We start from the raw sequence: 25,205 nt of genomic DNA, 5'->3' as shown, positions 1-25,205 counted from the left end.
CAAGGACACCCTTTCGCTGGTTGTTGGGGTTTAGCACTTCCATTTTACCAGCAAGGGGTGTTTTTGTACACCTTTGAGGCCAATAAAGTCAGGGGTTTACAGGTGTTTTACACCTGCGAAACTTGAGGAATTAACTTAACTGTTGTATAAATGACACAACAGTTAGCTTTGGCCTTTGCCTTTCCAGCCGTGATTAAGGCCCACCATACCTTGTGATCGATTAAGCTCAGCCAAAGTGCACTTTCACAGTCTTTACTACTATTAAAGTTATTAAACCAATGCGAAGCAGCCGGCAGTGCCGGCTGCTTGCTTACTTTCTCTTTATTGGAATGTAGATCTCCATGACTGTGTCGGGGCGGAAATGACAACGCTCATCGTAATATTCGAAGTCCATTTTGCCTTGGTCATACTCGTATCCAGAATCACGGAACCACTGCTCAAAGATGTACTTCCAAGTCTCCCGGATTGCCTGGGGAAAATCCCGGTCCATGCCTTCCGGGCCGGCCGCTTTAGAAGTGTCCACCGGTGGGGTGGTAAACACTGCATAGGTTGCTGTGGGGACCTCGACGGTAACCATATCTTCGGTAACGTGATCGAAGTTCTCCACAATCACTCCCAAAACATAGGTAAGCGAGCTGGCATCCCTGGAGTCGGGAACCGAGAGGCCAACCTCGCCATGCTTGGGCGGCTGGAGCTGGTCATAAAGCTTGCATTCCCAGCCCTCGATATCGAAGCTGTCCCAAAAAGCAGCGATGTCTTTAGTGTATTTGCCCTCGGCAATGTTTGTTTTAATTCCATAGCCCGCCACCTTGAAGGCGGGTTTTTCAATAATCTTGACGTCCATCAATATTCCTCCGTTTTTATCTGTATTTTGGTCGTCCGGGCCACCCCGCAGGGCGCGTAGCCGGGCGACATATTGAGTCGGGGTGTAGCCAAATTCCCTGCGAAACGCCAGCTCCAGTCGGATTTGCAGCCAACGATTGAAGTCCTCAGCCTGCTTGCGACGCAGAAGCAGCGGGCTTAACATGGCTGTGGATTGCATTGGGCGCTCTCCTCGTAGAAGGCTTAGCCTTAATCGACCACAAAATTATCCATAGACTCTTTATATATGGTTAATGCCTGCATCAGTGATTGGTGCAGGCGCTAGTTTTGTAATGGGCTACCCCGATTAATCCAGCAATTTAAAAAAGACATTTAGCGGGGAAATGCCTTTTGCTTAAAATGTAAGCAGATACTCGACTTCACTGTCAGTACGTAAATCAGTCACTTTGTTGATAGGGGTAGAAGATTTTTAATTTTCTTGACATAGTGCATTTCTTCATATAGACTTGATTAAACTCCAGAAACTTAGCTTTCAGCATGCTAATAATAATAGTTCCACGTAGCTCCAACAAAAAAATTAAGCAAAGGCTGCAACCCACAACCCAGTGCTCCTGCAGCACGCATAGAATGCCTGGAAATTATATGCCATTATCTTTGCATCGACACAATCCGCGGCATGTTAAGGCCCCGAGCCGAATTCTGTCTATGTTATTCATGCGGCTTAGAATTGAGGGAACTCCTTCAACCCTAGCCATGAACCTTGCGATTGCCCATATCACATCTGATACACGATGTTTAGCCGGAGGGCTTCCTCACGCGACAGGGATAACTCTGAACAATAGAATGAATTTTCAAGGATCACTCGGGCCATTGATTATTGATTTGGCCTATCTTAATCATACAAGGGGGGATTGCAAATGCCTAAGTTAAAATGGGGCTTTGTCCTGGTTTTTATTGTGCTGATTCTAACGTCCTGTACTCCTGAAGGGGCAAGACCAGAACCTGAAATTAAAATTGCAATTATTACCTCGGACGAGAGCTGGGGCGGCCAATGGCACACCGTTCAGCCAGTCATCGATAAATTCGGCGCAGATAAAGTTATACATGCAACCTGGCCTAGTTCTTGGCAAGATCCGGAGCAAATGATCGCCGAAAGGATCGAAGTGGTTGATAAGCTAGGCGAAGATTTAGGAGTTAAAGCTATCATTGTAAACCCGGCGGTTCCAGGCATCAACGCAGCTTTTGAAAAATTGCGTGAGACAAGAAAAGATATTTTTGTTGTTTATTGTCAGCCACACGATATCCATTATGGAATTGAACATGAACTAGCGCAAACGGCCGATTTGATTATAGCAAGGGATGAGCTAGGCATGGGTTCCGCAATGGTAGAACAGGCCCATAAGCTAGGAGCGAAAACTTTTGTTCACTATTCCATCGAAAGCCAGATGATGATTCCGATATTCTTTGAAAGACGAGCGTTGATCAGCCAGAAATGTGATGACCTCGGCATAGAATTTGTTGACCATACAACACTGGACCCTCGCGCCGGGGAATTTCTCACGCGAGTCATTCCCAGGATGGTTGAAGAGTATGGGAAAGATACCGCCTTCTTCGGCACACACTGTGAATTGCAGCCTTGGATTATTGAGGAAGTGGTCAACACAGGCGCGATATACCCACAGCCCTGTTGCCCATCTCCCTTTCACGGGTTTGATCGCGTTGTTTTTGATACCGTTATTCGTGACGGTAACGCCCAAGATTTCATTGATTCCACAAGGACCTATTTGGCTGAGCATGATATGCTTGGTAGGTTTTCAAATTGGCCGGTTCAAGACTATTACATGTACACATACACACTTGCCGAATACGCGTTTATGCGCATTAACGGGCAAGCTCCCGCGGAAGGAATAGATATTGATATACTCAAACAATTGATGGCCGATTATGCAGGTGTTGACGTAGATTTGAATCACTATGTAGCCCCAGAGACTGGCACCACATATGAAAATTATTTGTTGCTGAAAATGGGGTATCTGATTTATTAGACGGACGCTGTGGAGCTCATCTGGATTTTCCCAAGGTAGCTTAACTACTTGAAACAATTTATCTACAGGGGAAGCCCCTTCCCTTGTTTTGTCATTCCCAAAAACAGAGCACAACTGGGGAGAAAAAGCCTTAATCGTGGCAAAAACAAAGGAAAAAGGGCTATCGCCCTACGTTAATAATTAAACGTTTTGCGACAGCCCCTTTGCTTACTTTCTCTTTATTGGAATGTAGATTTCCATGACTGTGTCGGGGCGGAATGGCAACGCTCATCGTAATATTCGAAGTCCATTTTGCCTTGGTCATACTCGTATCCAGAATCACGGAACCACTGCTCAAAGATGTACTTCCAAGTCTTCCGGATTGCCTGGGGAAAATCCCGGTCCATGCCTTCCGGGCCGGCCGCTTTAGAAGTGTCCACCGGTGGGGTGGTAAACACTGCATAGGTTGCTGTGGGGACCTCGACGGTAACCATATCTTCGGTAACGTGATCGAAGTTCTCCACAATCACTCCCAAAACATAGGTAAGCGAGCTGGCATCCCTGGAGTCGGGAACCGAGAGGCCAACCTCGCCATGCTTGGGCGGCTGGAGCTGGTCATAAAGCTTGCATTCCCAGCCCTCGATATCGAAGCTGTCCCAAAAAGCAGCGATGTCTTTAGTGTATTTGCCCTCGGCAATGTTTGTTTTAATTCCATAGCCCGCCACCTTGAAGGCGGGTTTTTCAATAATCTTGACGTCCATCAATATTCCTCCGTTTTTATCTGTATTTTGGTCGTCCGGGCCACCCCGCAGGGCGCGTAGCCGGGCGACATATTGAGTCGGGGTGTAGCCAAATTCCCTGCGAAACGCCTTTGCAAAGCCGCTCTGTGTCTCGAAACCGTAATCAAGGGCGATGTCAAGGATGCGTCCGCCTGCAAACAACTCCATGGCAGCCCGGGATAGGCGCCGTCGGCGGACATATTCCATGATCGGCATTTCCATACAGGCCTGAAACACCCGACAGAAGTGATACACTGAGTATCCTGCCTGTTCAGCTATATTGGCAGGAGAAAGCTCTGCCTTGAGATTGCTCTCGATATATTCAACAACTTTCTTTATATCAGCGCTGTAATTCATAGACCACCTTTCCTTTCTGTTTGCCGGCAGATTCATTATAGCAAGTTGATGGCTTGCTGTTTGTTCCACAATTGCGGTTTTATCGGAATTCCTCCCGAATCATTATTTAAAACTAACGACACCTGGAACCGTCCCCAGGTGTCGTAAAGTGCATTACCTTCCGGCAGGTGCAGGAGGAGCAGAAATGATGTGCTTCTGCAGTTCCCTGACCAAATCTGCTTCCATTTTCGCCTGCCCCTTGATGGGGAATTTATCGGCCACAGCCAGGGCAGCTTCCACATACCCCATGGCCGCCTCCGGGTTTTGACTTACATAGAACTCATAATAGGCCTTCACCCGCAACCCATTGACGTCCTTGTCCGCCTGCAGGATTTTGCCTGCTTTCCTGTGGTATCTACGGGCCATTGAATGGTTGTTAAACACGCAACCTGTGAAGCATAACTCGTAATAGATGCCGGGAAGCATCGGTGCCGGAAACAGATGAATATTGTCCTCTAAAATTCCCGCATAAAACAAAACATCATCGCGATTGTCGGCATCCAGGGCAATAAAATATGCGTATAACACCGCCATCAAGTCCACAACCAAAGGGCTCTCTGGCAACTCTTCCCTGGTAAACTGCAAATCCCGGGGCCGTACACCCGCCGCAAGCTGGGCGCCTGCTTTGTTAATTTCCATCAGTTTACGGGCGAAGGGCTTCTTTAAGATTAGGCTCCAAATTATTTTACCGTCTGTGGGATTGTTTTCAGAAACGAATGGCATGAAGTTTAACGTCGCCAGGAGTATGGCGACGATGCCGGTGGTAAGCGTGAAATTGGCTAGTAGCGAAAATTCGGCCCAGACCGTTAGCGACGCCAGCACCAGCAAACCACCTGTCAGGAAGTTCATGATTAATCCACCGGCATAGAAAAGTCCGTGTTGTAAATTCGATAGCTCCTTTTCCGGCGGCATCATGGCGCAAAGTCCACCATACCCCTTGCTCTTCATGATTGAAAACTTCATCCGTTGGTTTTCTTTGTTCCAGGCGAAAATGCTGATCCGATAGGAAATTAGCTGGTAGCCGGAGAGTCGTCCAAACAAAAAGTGTCCGATTTCATGGATGTTTATGTTCACAAACAAACCGATGAAGATAAAGAGTGCTGTCCATAAAAAATCTGTAAATGATAATCTACTGGCCAGATAAAAGCCCGCGATGGCGCCCACCGGCAGAGCGATGAGTAATTGCCAAGGCAGACCACGATTTTTCTCTTTGCTAGAATTTTGCTCTTGTCCCATAAGCCCTCCTTACGTGGTCTCTAACTTTATAATTGTGGTCTATTTATTTCTATGCTCACCCCTCTATCTCCTTTAATTACCATATCTACTGGCGAGATTTGCAGCCTCTAGTCAGCTTTACACATTTAGAATACGCACAAATTGTATAATTGCTGTATACTTTTATTTGCAGTAGTTCAACCTGAAATGGAGAGATGAAAATGAGTATTAGCCGCCAGGAGGCCCTGGACATTCTAAACCGTGACCCAATCAAAAATATTGCCATCATCAACTTTCTTGAAGCCCGTCCCGATGCCCAAATCCGGCAATTTGGCGAGTCCCTGGTGGTGGGAACCAAGGGTGGAGTTACTTATATCAGTTGCCAGGATGACAGGGAACTAGAGCAGATAGTTGCCAGTCTCGGCGAAGAAGAACTGTTCTTCGCATCCCTGGAAGGGTGGATGACAGCGGTTATCAAGGGGGACCGCGAAGCCAGCATCTACCCCCACCAAAGGTTTGTGCTCTATCCCGATGTGGCGCTCCCAGAAGCAGAACACGCGGTTAGCCCCCTTGCCCCTGAGCACCGGGAACTTGTTGCCCATCACTGGCTTGAAGGCGATCCAGATGAGCGCGGCAGGCATTATGTTCTAACTTGCCTAGCCCAACACCCAACAGCCGCAATCTATGTTAATGGCAACCCCGTATCCTGGGCCGGAATCCATGAAGACGGGGCCCTGGGCTTTCTACACACAATTGACGAACACCGGGGCAAAGGTTACGCCTTATCAATTACCCTCAACCTGATCGAACAGCAACGCGCCCAGGGGAAAATTCCATTTGTAAACATCGAGGAAGGCAGGAAATCCCTGGGCCTAGCACAAAAACTCGGTTTTGTCCCCGTCGGCCATTCCTGCTGGCTGGATTTTGGCAGTTAAATCCTATAAATTCAAAGGCTCAACCATGTAATTATGACGGTTGAGCCTTCATTTTTTATTGCCTGAAAAACCAGGTGAACAATTTTATCGCCCAATCTTGCATTTGAGGAAAGGCAGCTTTATACAGCTCTGTAACTGTTTCCTGGGTGATAACATCGCTGTCTGTTTCCAGAGTATGTTCGCCAATCGCTCTGGCGCCAACAGCCAAGTGGCCAATTGCCACACCACCCTTGGCCACCTGCCCGATTGCTACACCGCCTAAAGCGGCAAGACCGACTGCCAAGCCACCCAGGGCTAGGCCGCCCAGGGCAAGACCGCCAAGCGCCAGTATGCCCAGCGACACACCACCAATACTGATTCCGCCCAGTGCGATACCGCCAATTGATATTACCCCAATGGAGATATCGCCAATGGCAATAATCCCTTTGGCCACAGCTGCTCTTCTTACCTGCCCGCTGTGCTTAACGTGAATTATGGGCAAGCCAAACAGCATTGATTTGGACTTAAATTCATACCCCTGTACTGCTGCCTCTATCCTCATCCGCTCCTTCACAAGCTCAATCGCCTCACTTTTGTCCTCATAAATCGAATCCATAAACTCCCGGGCCACATCCTCCGGTGCCCCCATTCGTTCCAACACGCGTTCAATAGAATCATGTTCACTGAGCTCAGCAATGTGTGCCTGGAGATCTTTCTCGATCCGTCGCTTCATTTCATCATCAACCATCAAATGTGCCATTACATCCTGAATATACAAATTTACCATCTCACTCATGTTAACTTCCCCCGTGTAAAATTTTATTCACCGAATTATTCAGGGTTTCCCACTCGCCGACGATTCTATCCAACTCATGTAGCCCTGCTTCGGTAACCCGATAGTACTTTCGCGGGACTCCCCGCTTCCCACCGACATCTTGCCAATAAGGTTCAATAAACTTGCTATCTTCCAACCTGTAGAGGACAGGGTAAAGGGTCCCTTCTTTAAGGGAAAAAACCCCTCCGCTCTGTTTGTCGAGCTCCTGGATAATTTCATATCCATACATGTCATTTTGACTTAAGAGCTTTAAGACCAGAGTCTCAATGACACCTTTTTTCAATTGCCTGCTAATCTCAACCATTTTACCCTCCAGTGGCCAAAGTGCTCATGCTTAGTATTACTAATCATATGGTAAAAGTAATTGCTTGTAAAGTCAAGTAGTTGTAAGCACAGTATAATTAAATTTGCTTTAAGGACCGACAAAGTCCCTTATTTCTGGGACTTCCAGGATTTTTACATTTTGGTTACGCCAATTGCTACAATCAAAAATGGCCACGCCAAATAGGCGCAGCCATTAGTATTAACTTAAAGCTCTGGGTGAAAACCAAACTTATGCAACACGGTCTTGATGAAGGATTCAACGCCGAGCCATCTTCCAGGTTGCAAAAATAAAGGCGCAGCATGGACTGCGCCAAGTCAAATTCTTGCTTATTTATGCTCCTCGATTTTATCTGCCCGGATCCGGAAGATACTTGTGGCATTATCCTCGTCTACTTGTTCGCCGACTTCAAATACGCCGGTAACCTTGACAGCGTGGGTCGCATAGTCAACGGTCCTGCCGCCAGGCGCATATACCTGCACCACCTGGAGGAAATCCACATCCGAACCGTCACAGAATGGACAAACTGCCCCTGGCACCTGAATCATATAGAAAAAGTGGGAATCAATTGGACTCAAAGGCGACATATAGCCAACCATCTCAACAATCTCGCCGTCCAATTCCGCTGCTTTGGCAGAGATATCGTAGTCATCGCTGTCGCCAACCCTTTCCGACAGCTCCGGGAAAGTAATCGTTGCAACTGAATCAGTACCGGAAGCACAGGCTGTCAACAGCAGCGCCAATAAAGCGAATATAACTAGCTTCTGTTTCATTTAATCACTCCTAATTATAAATGAATTTTGTCGGCTCGGTCTTGTAAACCGAGAGTGCTGGAATAATTCCAGACAGTAGACCCAAGCCCAAAACAGTTGCCAGTGTGGCCAGTTCACCTGGCCAGTATTGCATCGCGTCTACATAAAGCCCAGCTGCCGATTGCAGTTGAATACCAACAAAATGGGCCAATAGATGTCCACCAGCTGTTCCGATTACAACACCGATGCCGGCAATAACCGCCGCCTCCAAAATAACGATGGTGAGGATTTTCGCCTTGGAAGCACCCAGCATCCGCATAACTGCTACATCTTTACGGCGTTCGGTCATGGAGCTCATTAGCGAGATTAGAATTGAGATTGCCGCGATAGTTATCGAGATGTAGGCCAAAAATTCCGCTACGGTGGCGCCATCCCCCAGGATATTCAGAAGCTGCCTCAGCACGACAACAACGAAGGCGGCCTGTGCCGGATGGTGCAAATCTTCTTCAATCTCTGCCTTTAATGAAGAAAGAGCCACGATGTCTTTGCCGGTAATCAAAACCGCTGTAAGTTCGGGGGCATCGTCATGGTGATGATGCCCGTCTTCGTCATGATGGTGCTCGTCATCGTCGTCATGGCGATGCTCATCTTCGTCATGATGGTGCTCATCTTCATCGTGGTGATGGTGCTCATCTTCACCATGATGTCCATCTTCATCGTGGTGGTTTTCATCTTCATCGTGATGAGGCTCATCTTCGTCATCTCCATCTTCCCTGTACACATAATACGGAGTATGGGTGGCGTGGATATGATGCTCTTCCCAAACACTTTCTATCATTGTAAAGATTGCATGGTCATCGGCGCTATGCCGTGGCGCCAAAACACCGACAACTTCATAAAGCAGATTATGGTCATGGTCGTCATCGTCGCCGGTAATGCCATGGGCCCCCTGGAAAGTGTCGCCGATTTGCAAAATTCCATCCCTAACTAGGTTGGCCCCGACAACAACTTCGCCGATCTTCTCGTAGAAATGCCCTTCCTGCAACACAGTGTTGATGTCTTCATCGGTATCAATGAAATAAGTGTGATCGGTCCCGATAATTCTGTGATTGGCATAATTATCCCCCAGAGCCAGGGGCACCGCTTTGGTCACTCGCTCATCCTGGGCCAGATTCTCATAAACCTCATAACAGATATTGCCGATGGGCACGTCATAATGAAATATAGTGCTCAATACCAACTGGCTTTCGCTTCCCTTGGCCCCGACAATAATGTCGTAGCCACCGCCCTGGGCCACAGCCCCCTGCTGCAGGGCGGAAGAGATGATTAGAATTCCGATTAATAGCACTACCCCCACCGAAACCGAAACAATTGTTAGGAGGGACGAAAGCTTTCTGTTAGCCAGATTACTGAAAACAACCCTTAGGACTCCCATACTGTCCCCTCCTCACCGTAGGTAATTGCCCTATTTATGTCCCGGATGTCAACAATTTGCGGGAGCTTGGTCTTGTATTCTTCGCTGTGAGTAACCATAACCAAGGTGATGTTCTCTTTGCTGCACAGGTCTTTTAAAAGAGTAAAAATCTTGATACCCGTGTGGTAATCAATATTGCCTGTTGGCTCATCGGCAAGAATAATCTTGGCGCTATTGGCCAAGGCCCGGGCGATAGCAACCCGTTGCTGTTCTCCCTTGGACAGGCTTGCTGGCTTATGATTGAGACGATGATCCAGATTAACTTCTGCAAGCAGTTCCTTCGCTCTTGCCTGCTGTTGTTTTTTGCTGCCTGTGCCAGCGAACATCATTGGCAACATGACATTCTCCATAGCTGACAGGCTGTTGACCAAATTAAAGTTCTGGAAAATGTAGCCGATTGTTTGTGCGCGGAACCGGTCCTTTTCAGTCTCCTTCAGTTTATCCACCCGCACGCCATCAACGATGACTTCACCCTTTGTTGGATTTACCAGTCCTGAAATCAGGTTGAGGAAAGTAGTCTTGCCAGACCCACTGGGGCCTACTAATGCAATCTGGCTGCCCTCCTCAATCTCGTAAAAGGGGATATCGATAACTTTCAGTGAACCTTCAACTGATTGATAGACCTTTTCAAGGTTATTTAAACTTATCATTTACTGTCATCCCTCCTCTGTCATATAATTTACTTATACATATTAAAAATTATTATCATTTATAATTCGGGTTCGCATGTTTATTTTCCTGCTAACCATCACGAGTTTTTAGGTTCACATACTGCGGCTCAAGTGAATTGCAATTTCGCCATCAGCGCCATCCCTAGTTAGTAACACCAACTGCAGCAACATGGGTTTGCCAGGGGTAGAATATTATTTTAACTCATAGCTTCTTATTTCCCCAGACCAAAAGCAAGCGCATGTGAATACTTATGCTTTCATAATTTAAACAGTTTATTACATGCAAGGCAAGCACGCCACAACGGGATAAGATATGATAAAATATAGTCATTATTCAAACGGAGGTTGATATTTATGCGGTATTTCACTAATAAAAACCAACTGACGGCTGTAGCGAAACTGGTATTAAAGAGGGTAATAATTAGTGAAAATAATAAACATTGGAGTGTTGGCTCATGTTGATGCTGGCAAGACCACATTAACGGAGCAAATTCTCTATCAGGCCGGCATTATCAAACAGGCCGGCACGGTTGATAAAGGCACGACCATAACCGATTCCCTGGCGATTGAGCGCCGGCGGGGAATTACCGTAAAAGCCGCGGCGGTGTCGTTTACGGTCGGAGACCTGAAAGTTAACTTGCTTGATACCCCGGGCCACGCCGATTTTATCTCCGAAGTCGAGCACTCCCTGAGCGTTCTCGATGGGGCGATCCTAGTAATCTCTGCGGTAGAAGGGGTGCAGGCCCAGACCCGGGTGCTGATGCAAGCGTTGAAAGACAATCGCATTCCAACGCTGTTGTATATGAACAAACTGGACCGGGTGGGCGCCGATTACCAGCGAACCCGGGCGATGATTCAAGAACTGCTTACTGAGAACATCTGCGACATGAATGAAGTGTTTGACGTGGGTTCTCCTTCTGTAACAATAAACCATGGAGACCCGAAAGGGTTGGGCTGGATTGAAACCCTGGCCCTGCAGAACGACGCCCTGCTCTTGGATTACACAAAGGAGATTTCCATCACTGGCAAGCGGTTGCATGCAGAGTTAGGTCGGCAGGCAAAGTCGGCAATAACCTTTCCCCTGTTCGCCGGTTCTGCCGCCAAAGGAAAAGGCGTCGGGCAACTGCTAACCTGCCTGGAGGACTACTTCCCCGTCCACACCTCTGAGGAGTCGAAGGTTAGCGAACTCTCGGGCCTGGTATTTAAGGTAATTAAGAACGCAGCGGACCAAAGACTAGTTTATGTCCGCTTATATTCGGGACAGCTCCGGGTGCGGGACGAGATTCCCGTTTGCGTGGATGGGAACTCCGAAACCTTCAAGCTCAAGCGATTGCTGGCCCTGCAAGCAGGCACAGCTGTTCCCGTAGAAAAAATAACGGCAGGAGATATCGCCATTCTCCCTGGGGCGCCATTAAAAGTCGGTGATATTCTGGGCACGTCTGCCGAAAAAATGAAGCTGACGCGCTTTCCCAAGCCCCCGATACAGGTCAAAGTCTCAACGCCAAATCCTGAGGACGATTCCACCCTTCATCAGGCCTTAAGCGACTTAACTGATGAGGATCCTTTCCTGCAATACTACAGAGACGGTGAATCCAGGGAAAAGACAATTCGCGTGTTTGGCAAAATTCAACAGGAAATCCTAGCAGAAACAATACAACAACAATATGGCCTTGGGGTGTCCTTCTCGCCACCAAAAGTTATCTGCATCGAAAGACCAGTTGCCAGCGGCGAAGCTGTGGCGTTAATTTCAGATTCCGATAATCCTTTCCGCGCCACAATCGGCTTGCGGGTTGAACCCGGCCCAGCGGAATCCGGCCTACAGTATAGATTAGAAGCGGAGTTGGGCTCCCTGCTCCTCTCCTTCCAAAAGGCAATTAAAGATAGCGTCGAGCAAGTGCTGCAGGAGGGTTTATACGGTTGGGCAGTTACTGACATCATCGTAACTTTGACCGACACCGGTTACGACAGCGTGCTCTCTACGGCCAAAGACTTTCGCAGCCTCACACCCCTGGTGCTGATGGAGGCATTGCAAAAAGCCGGCACCTGTGTCTATGAGCCGGTAAATTCCGTTCAGTTGCTTGTCCCTGAAATCAGCCTGAGCAAGGTTGTGTCCAGGTTGGCGGCTCTGGAGGGGACGCTGCTGGGAACGCACTACCAAAATAATGCCGTGCATATCGACGGCACAATCCCTGTGCGGACATCGGAAGCATTAAAAGCAGAGTTCCATTCCTTAACTCGCGGCCAGGGCATGATTTCAATCAAGCCAGGGGGCTACGTTGTTGTCCAAGGCGATTTCCCAGAGAACCAACGGCGCCAAATCAACCCCCTCAACCGCGGCGAATACATGCTCCAGCTCAACAAAGTTGTTCAATAAACCTGGGAGCATGGGGACGGTTCTTCTGCTCCCATGCAAGAACCACGCTCTCCCGAGCCAACAGGGGAGCGTGGTTTTAGATTTCAATCTGGTTGGCGCGTTTTTCAACCGGGAACCAATGCCTGGTCTTATTAGCTATCTTGACCAAGGCAAGCATTACCGGCACTTCCACCAGCACCCCGACAACCGTGGCGGTTACCGCGGGTGAATGGATTGAGAAGACCGAAATCGCCACTGCCACCGCCAGCTCAAAGAAGTTGCTGGCGCCAATCATCGAAGCAGGTGCAGCAATATTATGGGGCAGTTTCCACGCCTTTGCCCAGCCATAAGCGATGGCAAAAATGAAAAAGGTCTGAATGATGAGCGGAATCGCAATCAACAAGATGTGGAGCGGATTATTGATAATCACATCGCCCTGGAAGGTGAAGATTAAGACCAAGGTAAGGAGTAATCCAACCATGGTAATGCCATCAAACTTCTTCAGGAAAACATTTTCAAAATAATCCTCGCCCTTGGACTTTATAATCAGATTCCTGGAGATAAACCCGGCCACCAAAGGGATAACGATAAATAAAAATACCGAGAGGAACACTGTGCCGTATGGAACTGTCAGGTCAGAGACTCCCAAAAGGAAGACAATGATCGGCGCAAACGCAACTAATAGAATAAGGTTATTTACCGACACCTGCACCAAGGTATAAGCGGGGTTTCCCTTGGTTAAATGACTCCAGACGAATACCATCGCTGTGCAGGGAGCCGCGCCTAAAATTACAGCGCCGGAAAAATAAGCTTCTGCTGTTGCCGAATCAATCAGGTTCCTAAAAAGCACATAGAAGAACAGCCATGCAAAGAATGCCATGGTAAAGGGCTTAATCAGCCAGTTAACTGTACATGTGACAGTAAGACCTTTTGGCATTTTGAGCGCCCTGACAATGCTGGTGAAATCAATCTTCAGCATCATCGGATAGATCATCATCCAGATTAGGATCGCAATCGGCAGCGAAATCTCATAGTACGTAAACATATCCAAGGTTTCTGGAACTTGCGGCAAATAGTAGCCGATGGCAACGCCGACAACTATGCAAGCTGCGACCCAGATGGTGAGATTCCTTTCAAAAAAGCCAATGCCTCCTGTTGTTTGTTGTTCTTTCATAACCAACCTCCTCATAAACCTATAGCTATAATTCCACTGAGCCAAGTCAACAAAACCAACTACTTGAGCTCAGAAAAAAATTCCCGTATCCGCGCGGCAATAGCATCGCGTACAGAGCGGAATTGCTCCATAATTTCTTCCTCGCTACCTTCCGCCTTTGCCGGGTCAGGGAAAGGCCAGTGCAGCTTAGTGACCGTGGGCGGTGTCAGCGGGCAGCGTTCTTCCGCATCGCCACACAGAGTGATGGCATAGTCCATCTCGGCCAGCAACTTAGGGTCAATTAAGTCGGATGTGTTATCCGAAATATCTACACCGATTTCTTTCAAAACCTTGACGGCCCGGGGATTAAGTCCATGGGCTTCCAGACCAGCGCTGTATACTTCAACTTGGTCGCCGCCCAGTTCCCTAGCCAGCCCCTCTGCCATTTGACTGCGGCATGAGTTTCCCGTGCAAAGAAACATAATCTTCGTCTTGTCGGACATCAAAAATTCCCCTTTCATTACTGCTTCTTTTAGTTTGGCATAACACCGCTCGCGTCACTACAACCTTTAACTACGCTAACAATTACATGACGGGCCGCAACACCCGCCTCGCTGCGAACGCCCGCGGTTAAAGCTCACCGAGCGAAAGACTTGCTTTACATTGGTCGACTGACATCGCGGACACTTGGGCAACTTTGACTTGTTTAACTCCTGCATCGGAACGCGGGCCTCATAAACTGTTTCACAATCCTGACACTTAAAATCATAAGCAGGCATTGTCCTACCTCCCAGTTAATTTCTTGAGGTTCTGCCATCCGACAGGTTCCTCAATTTGCCATCTAACGAGAGCACACTTTTGGGCTAACTTATCCTTCACTTCAGTAATCCAGGGATACTCTGACTTTGCCCTCCCCACCAAAATCGGGTCGGTTGTATCGATATCATTCCAGCTTTGGTTTATTACCCACCAGGCTGGCTCAATTTCGGCCCTCCTCAAATCACCCTGCAGCCGACTGGCCTCAAAAACAGGCGTTGCCTCGGGTAGCGTAACCAACACAACATGAGTTTGGTCAGGATTCCGCAATTTCGGCAATAATTTCCTAACCGACTCGGGTACCTCGCCGGTTGAACGCTGAACTTCCCGATGATAACTTTGCGCCGCATCTAATAGAAGCAAAGTATGTCCGGTGGGCGCTGTATCCAGGACAATAAATGCCCCTTCTGCGTCATCCACTACCTGAGCAAAGGCTCGAAATACAGCAATTTCCTCCGTACACGGTGATTCCAAATCTTCCTTGAGCAGGGCCAACCCCTCTTCGTCAAGGGTTGGGCCAACTGTGCTCAGTACCTCTTGGCGATATTTCTCAATCTCTGCCTTGGGATCAATCCTGCTTAGCTGCAAATTGCCATTCTCCTGCTCAGCCCCCAGGGTTTGTGCTAAATGGGCGGCAGGATCTGTTGTCGTCAAATGAACTTTCAAGCCACGTTCAGCCAAGGCAACCGCGAGTGCAGAGGCAATTGTAGTTTTGCCTACCCCGCCTTTTCCCATGGTCATGACTACACCCTGTTTTTTGGGCGCCAACTCATCTACCAGCTGGCACAGACCGGGAAGATCCGGCACCGATACACTTTGCGAAACATCACTTGCCATACCCTTCTGCTCAGAAAAAAGGGCGCGTAGATGTTCGACACCGGTTAAATTATGCGGAACCAAGGGAATGGAGTAATTTGATACAGATTTTAAGGTAGCAGGCATGGCTGCTACCGCCTGTTCCTGCCGCTGTCGCAAGGCAGTGGCCACAGCATCCTGGGTGGGGGATTCAAACAAGCCATTGACGATCAAAATCTGGTTTGCTACTCCCAACTCCCTTAAGTCCTGACTGGCCCGCTCGGCCTCTGTAAATGAGGAGCTCTCGGGACGTGAAACCAAAACTAATGTGGTTAAAGAACCGTCGGCCAAGGCAGCGACCGTTTTTGCGTACAGGTCTTTTTTGTCTCCCAGGCCGGACAGGGGCCCCAAACAGGAAGCGCCATGCTCGTTCTCATCCAGAAAACCACTCCACGCCTTGGGCAGCTGGAGTAAACGCAAGGTGTGGCCTGTCGGCGCAGTGTCAAATATAACATGGTCAAATTCCGCGGTTACTTCGGGTTTAGCCAGAAGATTAGTAAATTCGTCGAAAGCCGCTATCTCTACAGTGCAAGCCCCGGACAATTGCTCCTCAATCTGGGCCACCGCCGCATCTGGCAATACGCCCCGGTACGGCCCCACCACTTTCTCCCGGTAGTCCGAGGCCGCTTTCTCCGGATCGAGATTAGCGCCATACAGCCATTCAACACCCTGAATGGCTGTCGGTTCATTTCCTAACTCAACCTCAAAGACATCATCCAAATTGGATGCAGGATCAGTGCTCACAATCAAAACCCGCTTGCCCATGTCGGCCAAGGCGATTGCTGTAGCACAAGCAGTCGACGTTTTGCCAACGCCGCCTTTGCCGGTGAAAAACAGATGTCTTGTCAAGGCTAAATTATCTGGCTTAAATCGTCGGGTCAATTATTTCATCTCCTCAATCATAGCTAGCATACAAGTATTAATTTAGCAGCACCCTTCTTCATCGGAGCCGCAACAACCGGCATTACCCTGCAGAGCAGTGGGTTGCCCCACCAGGAAGCGTTCAGCAAGCGTAAGGATATTTCGAGCGGGGGCCCTCTTAACAGCATCCGCCACTTCTACAGCTTCAATCATCTCTTGCTTAGAGACGCCTAGCTTTCGAGCCTGATCATAGTGATATCTGAAACAAGGCTCACAATTAGAGGCAATTGCTGCGCCAATCGCAATCAGTTCTCGCACCTGTGCGGACAAGAAGTTATCTGTAGAACCAGCCTCGCCACCCAACCAACTATCTAACTCCGCATCGGTGGGATAACTACCTGTCTTGACCACCTGGCCGTCGACAATGGTTATCGGTAATACTTCCGGCCCCTTTTCCTTGAGCAACTTTCCTACTTCAGCATTCTCTGCAAACGCCTGTGGGGACTGCCCCAAATTATGCCGTATAACTTCAACTCCGTTTTTTTTCAATTGTTCCAAAGCCGCAGCAATCCTGGTTAATTCCGGGTCTACACTGGGGCCACAAACACCTGTCGAACAACACATCGCGGGATCAAATACTTGAACTTGCTTCACATTTACCACTCCACATCTTTATATATTTAACGCTCTCGCTGTATTTTCGCGAACAGCCCAGGATCCTGTTCACAGACAACCTTGCCATGCAAACTGTCTCGTATGATTATTTCGCTATCCTCTAAGGATTCCATGACCCAGTCCAGGGCAGCTTTGACAGTTGCACTGGGAGCTTTAGGCAGAAAATAATATATCCATCTTCCTCGCTTATGACAGTCTATCAAGCCTGCTCCCTTTAAAATGGACAGGTGCTTAGAAACTGTGGAGGGGGCAAACCCCAAAACCTCCACGATTTGACACACGCATGCTTCCTGATTTTTTACCATCATAATTATCCGCAACCGGTTTTCATCCGCTAGGGCTTTAGTGATTGCCAGGGTCTCTTTCATTGCTTCCCTCCTATATTTCGCCACATGACGAATTATACTTTCAGTATATGCGCCAACCTAAAACATGTCAATAAATTTGTCTTATGTTAGTCTTCCCGTAATGTTCAAAAGAATATAAAAGGGGATCGCCTTAAAGGCATCCCCTACTTCATTATTCGACGCATTAAAATTTTGTTTACCCCCAGCGGACACACTTCTTCGAAGCCTTCCCGCTCATACATTGCAATTGACCCTGTATACGATGGTCGTTCTACTCCCGGCACATGCAGTGGAAATGCTTCGATTACACCACCGCCCTTTCCACGAATCATTTGCATTGTTGCATGAAGGGTAAAGGCAGAGAGACCTTGCTTGCGGTGATGCTTATCGACAAAGATGCAAGCGATCCGCCAATCTGGTTTGTGTTCTGGGGCAATGGCAAGCCGAGAGTAAGCGCGGCTGCGGTCATACTGAATAAATACGTCCGCGGGGCCAAAATGGCACCAGGCCACCGGAGTCTGGCCGTCATATACCAGCAGGCCGTGGCCCTTACCCCGTAAAGTCAACTCTTTATGACGTTCTCGCCGCTCTTCCTTGGAGAGTCTATTAAACTCCGATGAGGAAAGACGGTGGTACATACACCAACAGCCACCACGCACGCCCTTATGTTTTACAAACAGCTGCTCGAAATCATCCCAGGTCTCCGGCGAAAGCGGTTTGACTGCGTAACTGACCATTATTTGCTCCTTTCCCTGAAGGCCCAACGAGTTCAGTCAGTCCAGGCCAGGGACTCCCTGGCCCCTTCGATGTGCTCTTCTTTACCGGTATCCAGCGCGAACAGAGCGTAGTCTACAGGATTAGCATTCCACCGCTCGACTATATGTTCCTTCATTCCGGGCCACACCCGGCCGCCAGCAGCTTGGTACTGCTCCAAGACAAAATCCAGAGTTCCCTCACCAAAGGCGGCATAGAACACTACGAAGTCCTTGGCCGGATCATTTACAGCCGCCTCCGTCCAGTCGATTAAACCGGTCAGCTTTCCTGTTTCATCAACCAAGGTGTGCCCGGGATGGAAATCCCCGTGCATAAATACCGAGTGCTGAGGCCACAGAGCGTCATTGGCGAGCCAACGCTGCCACCGAGCCCAGCGGGCATCGGAAACACCAAGCAGCTCCCGGATCGCGTCCATGTTCCTGGCCATTGCCTGCCGCACTTGTTCCGGCCCCTCGACACGGATAGCGGTATGCTCGCCAGTTTCAAACCTAACGCCATGGAGCTCAGCCAAGGTTGCGGCCACGGATTTAACATAGGCCTCAGGTGGCGACTTTGAATCAATATACCACTCATAGTCGCCCAATTCCGGATTAATTGTTCCGGCAGGAATTCCACTGAGCAGCGGGTATGCCACCATTTCATCGGTCACAACCTGCCAGTCTGGAACCTCAACTTGGAGTTGATCTTTCACCAATTCCAAAACATCTCGCTCATAATCCATGCGCTTAAGCACGTCTTGCCGTCGGGGAAATCGCAGCACCCATTTACTATTATCCTTTTTTGCCCTGGCAAAAAGGGTAACAAAATCCATGCCCGAGTTATTGAGGTCCAGTGCCTCTGCATCGATATTAAAGCCATGGCGAGAAGCAATAGTGCGTATTATATTTTCATCAAGTTTCATGATCTGTGCTCCTTATCTGGCAGCCGCCTGCCCTTAATTAATCCTTGCTGCTTAAGCCCAAAAAAGAAACTATTAACCCTCCAAGTACCAGCACGAATTCCAACCCCCCGAAACTTGAATGCGGGTCGACAGCGAGAATACCGCCCACCAATGTCAGGTTAATACCGAGAAGCATTAGTTTAATCCCAGAATTCCTCCTGCTCAACACATTAATCCCCTCCCGCTACTATTTTACCAAAGAAATACGCTTTGATGGCAATATTCTCAATAAAAGCAGCAAACCATCAGCAGGGTATATACCCCACTGATGTTTTGCTTGTTACCCAAATATATCGCGTCGGTTGTAGCCCGCAAAGCCAAGTCCCGTGAATACAATGGCAAACACCGTCAGGGCCGCCAGAACAGTGAAGTTCATTTCGTCGACCGGTAGTTGGGGCACATGTTCAAATACCGATAAATTCAGCAGCCACTGGGGCAATTTCAACAATTCGCCAAAATAACCGGCAAAGAATGCAAAGCCCAGATAGACCCAGAGTATTGAAGTCCAGCGTGGAAAGAAGCCGACCAGGAACACTGCCAAGCCAACCATCGCCAATATGGCAGGCACGTAAACCATGGCGCCATTGATGAATGAGCTAAGAGCTACCGGATCCTCCATTACACCAACGGCTGCCGACCACATACCAATTGCAGCCAAGAAGAGCATCACGGCGCCCAGAACCACAGAAATAAACAGGTAGCTACCCAGCAAACGGGAACGGGACACGGCCCGGGCATAAATATGCTCGGTGCGGTTTTTGTTCTCTTCTCCCTTCAGTCTGAAAATGACCAACAGCGATGGAATTGCCGCCGTGAAGGCAAGGACTACCATCAGCAAAGTCATAAACTGCTCGGTAATCGTAAATCCCTCAAGTGGCGGTAACATTTGCTGGATTAGCTCATTGGCGTCGTAGTAGCTCTGCATATCTCCGAATACCGAGCCGTAAGCGGCACCGAACACAAAGAGCGTAACAGCCCAGCCAATGCTTACTGTACGCAATAGCCGTGCGGCCAGCCCCAGCGGGCTTTGCAGGTAGCGGGATGCACTTTTCCTGCCTGGTTTTGCAGCAATAAATCCGGCGTCCAAATCTCGAATTGAATTCAAGTGCAGAGCAAAAGCCGTAATTATCATGGCAGCTGCCACAGTCAGTAGAATCGGCCACCAGTAATCATTTACATACACTTGCGCTCGCAGCACCCAGCCCAGGGGCGAGAACCAGGCCAGGGCTTCGCTGCTCACATCGCCAACCGCCCGAATCAAATACAACACACCCAAGGTGGCAAAGGAGTAGCCCATGGCACCGCGGGATGACTCGGTAAGCTGAGCAAAGAATGCAGTAATCGCGGCAAAAATGATTCCGACAGCACCCAAGACTGCGCCATAAAGCAGCGATCCACCAAGGTCGGCGCCGTCCATGCCCATTGCATGCAGGCCAAAACCAAAAATCAGCGCCATACCCAGATTTACTCCCACTGCAACCAGCATCGTTGCGCTAAGGTTTGACAGTCGTCCTACGGGCAAGGATCGGAACATTTCAATGCGCCCGTCCTCTTCATCGCCCCGTGTGTGTCTGGTGACAAGCATTATGCTCATTACCGCAACCGCAAGGGCAGTAAAAAGTAACATTTGATGTGCCATCATTGGACCGGTTGTGTAATTATCCGCACCATAGGCAGGGCCAATCATCGCAATAACTGCCGGATTATCCATGGTTTCCGCCATTGCCTGGCTTTCCCCTGTCGTCATTCAGTGTAAGACTGCATTTTTACCTGGGCAAACTGTTTGCTTTTCTCGATGAAGTCCGGCTCATCCTCATCAAGCCGGGGAAGATATTGATCATCTAGAAACTATAAACTATATTCGATTAAGTAATGAAAGAGCTCCTTTTTACTCCCGAAGTAGTAAAAAAGCATGCCCTCGCCGATGCTAGCTTCCTTAACAATCCGATTGGTGGAGGCTTGTTCACTGCTCTGTTATTTTAAGGCTTTCAAAACCCATGTTAATCTTGGCTTTTTCCGTGGCTCAGAAATGGCTGACCCCAGCAAACTGCTTGAAGGAAGCGGCGACAAGATGCGGCATCTTAAGATTAAGGGCCTGAACGAAATTAACGAGGAACTGATTAAAGAGCTGATAGCAACAGCTGTTAAGCTAAACATTTCTGGAGAATAGCAGTGAGCAAGAACAACCTTTTCATCGAGATTCGTAAGCTGGTTTAACTAGAAGCAGGGATAGCCCTGTTTTCTTCGTCATGCGGAATTGGCGGAATACGATTTTGCATAGAGTGAAGGTAACAGAAGCAATCTGTGGTAGTATCTAATTAGGCCTATGTTTGGGATGGCTAAACTTTTATTTGTGAGGTGGGCGTTAGATGTATGAAGAAATAATCCGTCCCTTATTCCTGCGCTTACTGGCGACCCAAAGCGATACCAACAGCCCACGAGAGACATATATTGAGGAACAGATTCTAACTTGGCTTAAAGAGCAGCCCTACTTCTATGAACACAGCGACCTCTGCGGCATGCATCCCCTGGCCGATGATCCATATCATAGGAATGTGGTCTGGGCCCTGGTCAAGGGTAGCGGTGATAAGACCCTCGTTTTGTTGCACCACCATGATTCCATCGACATCGAGGACTTTGGGAAGCTAAAGCATATTGCCCTACGGCCTGATGAACTTGAGGAAGCGCTGCGGCACCGCCCCCTTTCCCGCCAGACCCGGAGAGATCTTGAATCCGGCGCGTGGACCTTTGGCCGGGGCAGCGCTGATATGAAGTCGGGCGCAGCAATTCAACTGGCCCTCTGTGCGCACTTTTCCCGGCAAGAGGATTTCCCAGGCAATATCCTGCTACTCAGCGTTCCTGACGAAGAGACAATTTCCCGGGGAATGCTCAACGCTATCCCCCTGATAACTACCCTGCGGGACAAATACCAACTGGATTATGTTCTGGCAATCAACAGCGAGCCCTATTTTAATCAAAGCACGGGCAAGGCGATATTTTATGAAGGTTCGGTGGGGAAAATCATGCCGGTCCTGTATGTAAAAGGCGTGAAGAGTCATATCGCTGAACCCTTCGATGGCTTTAACCCCTCTCTGGTTTTGGCGGATCTGCAAAAGAAGACTGAGCTCAATGTGGACCTCTGTGATGTGCACAACCGGGAGGCCACCCCGCCCCCGGTTTGGGTGAACCTGAAGGACAGAAAAAAAGCCTATGACGCTTCAATCCCCGAAGCTGCCACAGGCTATTTCAACTGGCTGACCTTTACCCGCTCACCCCAGGATATTGTCAAAAAGCTCTATTCCCTGTCCCGGCGCACGCTACGGGATACGCTGATTCATTTCCAGGACGCTTATGAGAATTACTGCAACCTGACGGGACAGGAGCCAGATGATGTGTCCTTTGAACCGAGAGTCTATACGTTTGAGATGATCTATAATCTGGCCCTGGAAAACGACACCGGGTTGTTTTCTGAAGCCTATGACTTGTTCCTGGCCAAATTGGCAGAGCTTGTGCGGGGCAATAAGATTACGCTGCCGGAAGCAACGACCCGCATGATTGAATTCGTCACCGAGTGGCTTGATATGGAAGGGCCGGCAATAGTGATTGCCCTCTCCGGCCCCTATTACCCCCATGTCAACAATCAGTATATTGAGAAGAAACCTCCGCTTTCCCTGGTAGACACCATCAACAGGTTCGCGGAGGAAAAATATAACCTAACCTTTGAGTCCCAGGCATTTTTCATGGGCATGTCGGATTTGTCCTATGCCTCCTGGGCCGGCAACAACGAGGATGTGGAACTAATCAGGGCCAACAGCCCCGGTTGGGATACGGTTTATCACATCCCCTTTGACAAACTGAAGACCCTGAATATGCCGGTGGTTAATATCGGGCCCTGGGGCAAAGATCTGCATAAAGTCACGGAACGGGTCCTGACCGAGGATGTCTATGAGCGCATACCGGCAATAATTGAACACCTGATAAATCAGTATCTTGAGACCTAGAACACTGACCCATTGAAAAAAGCACACTGCAGAAGTGTGCTTTTTGAGTGCGTCTGGTCAAAAACGCAAGCGTTAAAGTTAGGGAGTTAGTATCTATTGATACCTGACCCGTGCTACTTGGCCGTCAAAACCTGGTTTAGATTGTTCACTGCTTCTATCCACCCCTGAATAGTTGCCAGATTTTGCTCCAGCTCTTCGGAATCCTTAGTGTAACCGCGGGCCAAATCTTGAAGATGCGTATAAAACTGGGCCAACTTTTCCAATGGAATGTCGATACCTTCGATATCCTCCTGCTCAAGCCTGATTAAAGTCTCTAACCACTGTTCTGTAGTCATTGTGGAGTATTTCTTGAACTCCCGAAACATCCATTGGCGTTCAAAGACGGAGCGCTGCTGCCAACCCTGAGCCTGTTCGTTAAGGGTCGTCCGCACCTGGCGACATAATTCCAATGCTTGCTGGATTTCTTGCTTATCGAGCGAGATACCGGCTTTTTTTGCCCAATATCGATACCTGCGGCGATTAGGGCTTGTTTGCTACTGATTTCCTGGCCCTGGAATTTTTCGGCTAGGCAGATAGCAGCGGCAAATCCCGCGCCTGCTTCTTCCACGGATATCATATATTCTTTAACGATTGCATGCATTTCCGGTGCGGATCTACCTGTAAACCTGGCCAGATCACACCCTTAATTGCTGTGGCGGTTGGCACCATCCCCGGCCCAATTGTGAATGCGTAAATCCCGGTGTCCTCGGTTTCCGCGTCGATGGTTTGGCCAAGATGAAGCTGGGCAGCCTTAAAACATTCATATGCGCCCATAAACCCAAGCCCCTCAGAACCAACACAGACGAAAACACCTTTGAGGACCGGGGGACAGGTCCCTTGTTGCTCTCAATCGAGAAATTGGTGTAAGTTCCTTCTAATCTGTTCACTACCAAAATCCAGATTACCCTCAATGTATAAAACACGGTTGCCTTTTTGCAACAAAATTGTGCCCATGTCCTCGGTTGTCAGGAGGCGGTCAGCGTTCCATAAATCCAAGTCAACATTATTTGTCAGGCCTTGACGGCGGTTTTTTTCAGCGATTCCGTTAAAGATTATTCCGGCAAAAACCGGGTGGATCGTCTGGTATGTCCTAACTATTATTCTCTCTTTATCTCCGCCAACGTCACGGCCTTCATAATAATCGTAATGCAGGGGCACCACTAGGCTCCTGCCGGTATAGAAGGAGAGGTGTTCTTCCTCCCCTTGTACGCCTGTCAAAGTTTCCAGGGTTAGCACCTGGTAGTCCTCAAGATTAGCTGATTTAAAGCTCAGGATAGCCGAAAACAGCGAAGACGATGTAATGTGAAAAACGACCACCACAACTAGAATTGCCGTTAACGCATACACCTTGCTCTGGGGGTGGCAGGAACACCAAGGCGATATTAAAGGGAGCGAAGAAGGCGTCGGCAACAATTGATGCGAATAAGAAAACTAAGAATACGCCTGTCGGGATAAAAAGAGCCCTGACCCTGCGTCTGGCATCCTTTAAAGACGGAAACTCCATTGACTGCCCGCTGGCTATCTTGCGTTTGGCCCTGAGCATTTTATAAAAGAGATACGTCGCTAATATAAATAGGTAGATACCGAAACCAGGGATTAGTAATGTAAGCACCCCTGTAAAAAATAACAGGCTTGTGTAACTGACTGAGGTCAGAATCCAATAACTAACTGCGATTAGCATAATGAATGATACCAAAATACTGATAAACTCCCGCTTCCACAGTACGGTTTCTACGAGTCGCTGCTGTAATTGGAGGTCGGTATGGATCGGGGTCGGGCTTTCATCTGCAGCAGCGGCGAAAATTTGATAATGATACCGAGAGGTAACAAAATTCCAACCGGAATCTTCGCACATTCTGCGATATGCTTCCACGTCGGGGTGATTTTCCGGCACAAACGCGCCGCCATCTTTAAAAACATCAATATAAAATTTCAATTGCCGGGGCTCGATGGCGAACCGCTGGTACCTATTTTATCCAGCATCCAGCCCTCGGCCGCCATCTCCTCTAAGTATATTTCAATCGCTTTATAATCAATCTCAAGTTTCGCAGGTGTAAAACACCTGTAACCCCCTGACTTTATTGGCCTCAAAGGTGTACAAAAACACCCCTTGCTGGTAAAATGGAAGTGCTAAACCCCAACAACCAGCGAAAGGGTGTCCTTGCACTACCATGTTACCAAATAATC

26 protein-coding genes and 1 pseudogene are annotated in these 25,205 nt (G+C 48.6%); 5 read left to right on the top strand and 22 right to left on the bottom strand.

Annotated features, from left to right (window positions below; all coding sequences use genetic code 11):
* Window positions 1-310: 310 nt before the first annotated feature.
* Window positions 311-1,042, bottom strand: coding sequence for an AraC family transcriptional regulator (locus tag FH749_08485; GenBank protein MTI95513.1), 732 nt, complete (start codon window positions 1,040-1,042; stop codon window positions 311-313).
* Between the two features lie 697 nt (window positions 1,043-1,739).
* Here FH749_08485 and FH749_08480 point away from each other — a divergent pair.
* On the top strand, window positions 1,740-2,867 hold the full coding sequence (locus FH749_08480; GenBank protein MTI95512.1) for a DUF3798 domain-containing protein: 1,128 nt from the start codon (window positions 1,740-1,742) through the stop codon (window positions 2,865-2,867).
* Between the two features lie 207 nt (window positions 2,868-3,074).
* On the opposite strand, the pseudogene FH749_08475 reads toward FH749_08480, so the two are convergent.
* Window positions 3,075-3,982: pseudogene (locus FH749_08475) on the bottom strand (AraC family transcriptional regulator).
* 153 nt (window positions 3,983-4,135) lie between these two features.
* The gene (locus tag FH749_08470) at window positions 4,136-5,257 is read right to left on the bottom strand and encodes a M50 family metallopeptidase (protein ID MTI95511.1); all 1,122 of its coding nucleotides are present in this window, start codon (window positions 5,255-5,257) and stop codon (window positions 4,136-4,138) included.
* Window positions 5,258-5,451: 194 nt separating this feature from the next.
* On the opposite strand from FH749_08470, the gene FH749_08465 reads away from it, so the two are divergent.
* Window positions 5,452-6,171: a hypothetical protein gene (locus tag FH749_08465; GenBank protein MTI95510.1), complete on the top strand. Its 720-nt coding sequence runs from the start codon at window positions 5,452-5,454 to the stop codon at window positions 6,169-6,171.
* A gap of 55 nt (window positions 6,172-6,226) precedes the next feature.
* On the opposite strand, the gene FH749_08460 is transcribed toward FH749_08465, so the two are convergent.
* The 5 genes from FH749_08460 to FH749_08440 form a co-directional block, all read right to left on the bottom strand.
* Entirely contained in the window at window positions 6,227-6,946 is a 720-nt protein-coding gene (locus tag FH749_08460; protein ID MTI95509.1) for a hypothetical protein, read from the bottom strand.
* Between the two features lies 1 nt (window position 6,947).
* Window positions 6,948-7,289, bottom strand: a complete 342-nt coding sequence (locus FH749_08455; GenBank protein MTI95508.1) for a PadR family transcriptional regulator — start codon at window positions 7,287-7,289, stop codon at window positions 6,948-6,950.
* Window positions 7,290-7,636: 347 nt separating this feature from the next.
* Window positions 7,637-8,080: a hypothetical protein gene (locus FH749_08450; GenBank protein MTI95507.1), complete on the bottom strand. Its 444-nt coding sequence runs from the start codon at window positions 8,078-8,080 to the stop codon at window positions 7,637-7,639.
* A gap of 10 nt (window positions 8,081-8,090) precedes the next feature.
* Complete coding sequence (locus tag FH749_08445; protein ID MTI95506.1) at window positions 8,091-9,494, bottom strand: ABC transporter permease; 1,404 nt, start codon at window positions 9,492-9,494, stop codon at window positions 8,091-8,093.
* Complete coding sequence (locus FH749_08440; GenBank protein ID MTI95505.1) at window positions 9,482-10,183, bottom strand: ABC transporter ATP-binding protein; 702 nt, start codon at window positions 10,181-10,183, stop codon at window positions 9,482-9,484. Before FH749_08440 ends, FH749_08445 begins: the two co-directional genes overlap by 13 nt.
* A 445-nt stretch (window positions 10,184-10,628) precedes the next feature.
* Between FH749_08440 and FH749_08435 the strand changes: the two genes are divergently transcribed.
* On the top strand, window positions 10,629-12,578 hold the full coding sequence (locus FH749_08435) for a TetM/TetW/TetO/TetS family tetracycline resistance ribosomal protection protein (GenBank protein ID MTI95504.1): 1,950 nt from the start codon (window positions 10,629-10,631) through the stop codon (window positions 12,576-12,578).
* Between the two features lie 76 nt (window positions 12,579-12,654).
* Here the strand turns inward: FH749_08435 and arsB are convergent, their stop codons facing one another.
* From arsB to FH749_08385, 10 genes are all read right to left on the bottom strand, one after another.
* Window positions 12,655-13,731 carry an ACR3 family arsenite efflux transporter gene (gene arsB / locus FH749_08430; GenBank protein MTI95503.1) on the bottom strand — a complete coding sequence of 359 codons (1,077 nt, stop codon included), beginning with the start codon at window positions 13,729-13,731 and terminating at the stop codon, window positions 12,655-12,657.
* Window positions 13,732-13,790: 59 nt separating this feature from the next.
* On the bottom strand, window positions 13,791-14,213 hold the full coding sequence (gene arsC / locus FH749_08425) for an arsenate reductase (thioredoxin) (protein MTI95502.1): 423 nt from the start codon (window positions 14,211-14,213) through the stop codon (window positions 13,791-13,793).
* A 75-nt stretch (window positions 14,214-14,288) separates the two neighbouring features.
* Entirely contained in the window at window positions 14,289-14,489 is a 201-nt protein-coding gene (locus tag FH749_08420) for a zinc ribbon domain-containing protein (GenBank protein MTI95501.1), read from the bottom strand.
* A gap of 4 nt (window positions 14,490-14,493) precedes the next feature.
* Window positions 14,494-16,263, bottom strand: a complete 1,770-nt coding sequence (gene arsA / locus FH749_08415; GenBank protein MTI95500.1) for an arsenical pump-driving ATPase — start codon at window positions 16,261-16,263, stop codon at window positions 14,494-14,496.
* A gap of 42 nt (window positions 16,264-16,305) precedes the next feature.
* Window positions 16,306-16,896, bottom strand: coding sequence for an arsenite efflux transporter metallochaperone ArsD (gene arsD, locus FH749_08410; GenBank protein MTI95499.1), 591 nt, complete (start codon window positions 16,894-16,896; stop codon window positions 16,306-16,308).
* 26 nt (window positions 16,897-16,922) lie between these two features.
* Entirely contained in the window at window positions 16,923-17,285 is a 363-nt protein-coding gene (locus tag FH749_08405) for a winged helix-turn-helix transcriptional regulator (GenBank protein ID MTI95498.1), read from the bottom strand.
* A 143-nt stretch (window positions 17,286-17,428) separates the two neighbouring features.
* Window positions 17,429-18,001 carry a GNAT family N-acetyltransferase gene (locus FH749_08400; protein ID MTI95497.1) on the bottom strand — a complete coding sequence of 191 codons (573 nt, stop codon included), beginning with the start codon at window positions 17,999-18,001 and terminating at the stop codon, window positions 17,429-17,431.
* A gap of 32 nt (window positions 18,002-18,033) precedes the next feature.
* A complete protein-coding gene (locus FH749_08395) occupies window positions 18,034-18,939 on the bottom strand; it encodes a hypothetical protein (GenBank protein ID MTI95496.1) in 906 nt (301 codons plus the stop codon).
* Between the two features lie 319 nt (window positions 18,940-19,258).
* Complete coding sequence (locus FH749_08390; protein ID MTI95495.1) at window positions 19,259-20,725, bottom strand: ABC transporter permease; 1,467 nt, start codon at window positions 20,723-20,725, stop codon at window positions 19,259-19,261.
* A 101-nt stretch (window positions 20,726-20,826) separates the two neighbouring features.
* Complete coding sequence (locus FH749_08385; protein MTI95494.1) at window positions 20,827-20,922, bottom strand: TetR/AcrR family transcriptional regulator; 96 nt, start codon at window positions 20,920-20,922, stop codon at window positions 20,827-20,829.
* On the opposite strand from FH749_08385, the gene FH749_08380 reads away from it, so the two are divergent.
* Window positions 20,891-21,148, top strand: a complete 258-nt coding sequence (locus FH749_08380) for a DUF1801 domain-containing protein (protein ID MTI95493.1) — start codon at window positions 20,891-20,893, stop codon at window positions 21,146-21,148. The two genes, FH749_08385 and FH749_08380, sit on opposite strands and share 32 nt — an antisense overlap.
* Window positions 21,149-21,347: 199 nt before the next feature.
* A complete protein-coding gene (locus tag FH749_08375) occupies window positions 21,348-22,979 on the top strand; it encodes a M20/M25/M40 family metallo-hydrolase (protein ID MTI95492.1) in 1,632 nt (543 codons plus the stop codon).
* A 113-nt stretch (window positions 22,980-23,092) separates the two neighbouring features.
* On the opposite strand, the gene FH749_08370 is transcribed toward FH749_08375, so the two are convergent.
* From FH749_08370 to FH749_08355, 4 genes are all read right to left on the bottom strand, one after another.
* The gene (locus tag FH749_08370; GenBank protein ID MTI95491.1) at window positions 23,093-23,410 is read right to left on the bottom strand and encodes a hypothetical protein; all 318 of its coding nucleotides are present in this window, start codon (window positions 23,408-23,410) and stop codon (window positions 23,093-23,095) included.
* Window positions 23,411-23,591: 181 nt separating this feature from the next.
* Window positions 23,592-23,792: a hypothetical protein gene (locus FH749_08365; GenBank protein ID MTI95490.1), complete on the bottom strand. Its 201-nt coding sequence runs from the start codon at window positions 23,790-23,792 to the stop codon at window positions 23,592-23,594.
* A gap of 72 nt (window positions 23,793-23,864) precedes the next feature.
* Window positions 23,865-24,254, bottom strand: coding sequence for a hypothetical protein (locus FH749_08360; protein ID MTI95489.1), 390 nt, complete (start codon window positions 24,252-24,254; stop codon window positions 23,865-23,867).
* A gap of 25 nt (window positions 24,255-24,279) precedes the next feature.
* Window positions 24,280-24,954 (bottom strand): DUF2812 domain-containing protein, encoded by a 675-nt coding sequence (locus FH749_08355; protein ID MTI95488.1) that lies wholly within the window; start codon window positions 24,952-24,954, stop codon window positions 24,280-24,282.
* Window positions 24,955-25,205 lie beyond the last annotated feature (251 nt).

It is taken from the genome of Bacillota bacterium, from assembly GCA_009711825.1.
Classification (GTDB): Bacteria; Bacillota; Proteinivoracia; order UBA4975; family VEMY01; genus VEMY01.
The sequence above is the reverse complement of the archived record's forward strand: the minus strand, read 5'-3'. Positions and strand labels throughout refer to the sequence as shown.

Excerpts from the sequence above, each read along its gene's own strand:
- FH749_08485 (MTI95513.1), bottom strand. The coding sequence starts at position 1,042 with ATGCAATCCACAGCCATGTTAAGCCCGCTGCTTCTGCGTCGCAAGCAG.
- FH749_08480 (MTI95512.1), top strand. The coding sequence starts at position 1,740 with ATGCCTAAGTTAAAATGGGGCTTTGTCCTGGTTTTTATTGTGCTGATT.
- FH749_08470 (MTI95511.1), bottom strand. The coding sequence starts at position 5,257 with ATGGGACAAGAGCAAAATTCTAGCAAAGAGAAAAATCGTGGTCTGCCT.
- FH749_08465 (MTI95510.1), top strand. The coding sequence starts at position 5,452 with ATGAAAATGAGTATTAGCCGCCAGGAGGCCCTGGACATTCTAAACCGT.
- FH749_08460 (MTI95509.1), bottom strand. The coding sequence starts at position 6,946 with ATGAGTGAGATGGTAAATTTGTATATTCAGGATGTAATGGCACATTTG.
- FH749_08455 (MTI95508.1), bottom strand. The coding sequence starts at position 7,289 with ATGGTTGAGATTAGCAGGCAATTGAAAAAAGGTGTCATTGAGACTCTG.
- FH749_08450 (MTI95507.1), bottom strand. The coding sequence starts at position 8,080 with ATGAAACAGAAGCTAGTTATATTCGCTTTATTGGCGCTGCTGTTGACA.
- FH749_08445 (MTI95506.1), bottom strand. The coding sequence starts at position 9,494 with ATGGGAGTCCTAAGGGTTGTTTTCAGTAATCTGGCTAACAGAAAGCTT.
- FH749_08440 (MTI95505.1), bottom strand. The coding sequence starts at position 10,183 with ATGATAAGTTTAAATAACCTTGAAAAGGTCTATCAATCAGTTGAAGGT.
- arsB (MTI95503.1), bottom strand. The coding sequence starts at position 13,731 with ATGAAAGAACAACAAACAACAGGAGGCATTGGCTTTTTTGAAAGGAAT.
- arsC (MTI95502.1), bottom strand. The coding sequence starts at position 14,213 with ATGTCCGACAAGACGAAGATTATGTTTCTTTGCACGGGAAACTCATGC.
- FH749_08420 (MTI95501.1), bottom strand. The coding sequence starts at position 14,489 with ATGCCTGCTTATGATTTTAAGTGTCAGGATTGTGAAACAGTTTATGAG.
- FH749_08405 (MTI95498.1), bottom strand. The coding sequence starts at position 17,285 with ATGAAAGAGACCCTGGCAATCACTAAAGCCCTAGCGGATGAAAACCGG.
- FH749_08400 (MTI95497.1), bottom strand. The coding sequence starts at position 18,001 with ATGGTCAGTTACGCAGTCAAACCGCTTTCGCCGGAGACCTGGGATGAT.
- FH749_08395 (MTI95496.1), bottom strand. The coding sequence starts at position 18,939 with ATGAAACTTGATGAAAATATAATACGCACTATTGCTTCTCGCCATGGC.
- FH749_08390 (MTI95495.1), bottom strand. The coding sequence starts at position 20,725 with ATGACGACAGGGGAAAGCCAGGCAATGGCGGAAACCATGGATAATCCG.
- FH749_08380 (MTI95493.1), top strand. The coding sequence starts at position 20,891 with ATGCCCTCGCCGATGCTAGCTTCCTTAACAATCCGATTGGTGGAGGCT.
- FH749_08375 (MTI95492.1), top strand. The coding sequence starts at position 21,348 with ATGTATGAAGAAATAATCCGTCCCTTATTCCTGCGCTTACTGGCGACC.
- FH749_08365 (MTI95490.1), bottom strand. The coding sequence starts at position 23,792 with ATGGGCGCATATGAATGTTTTAAGGCTGCCCAGCTTCATCTTGGCCAA.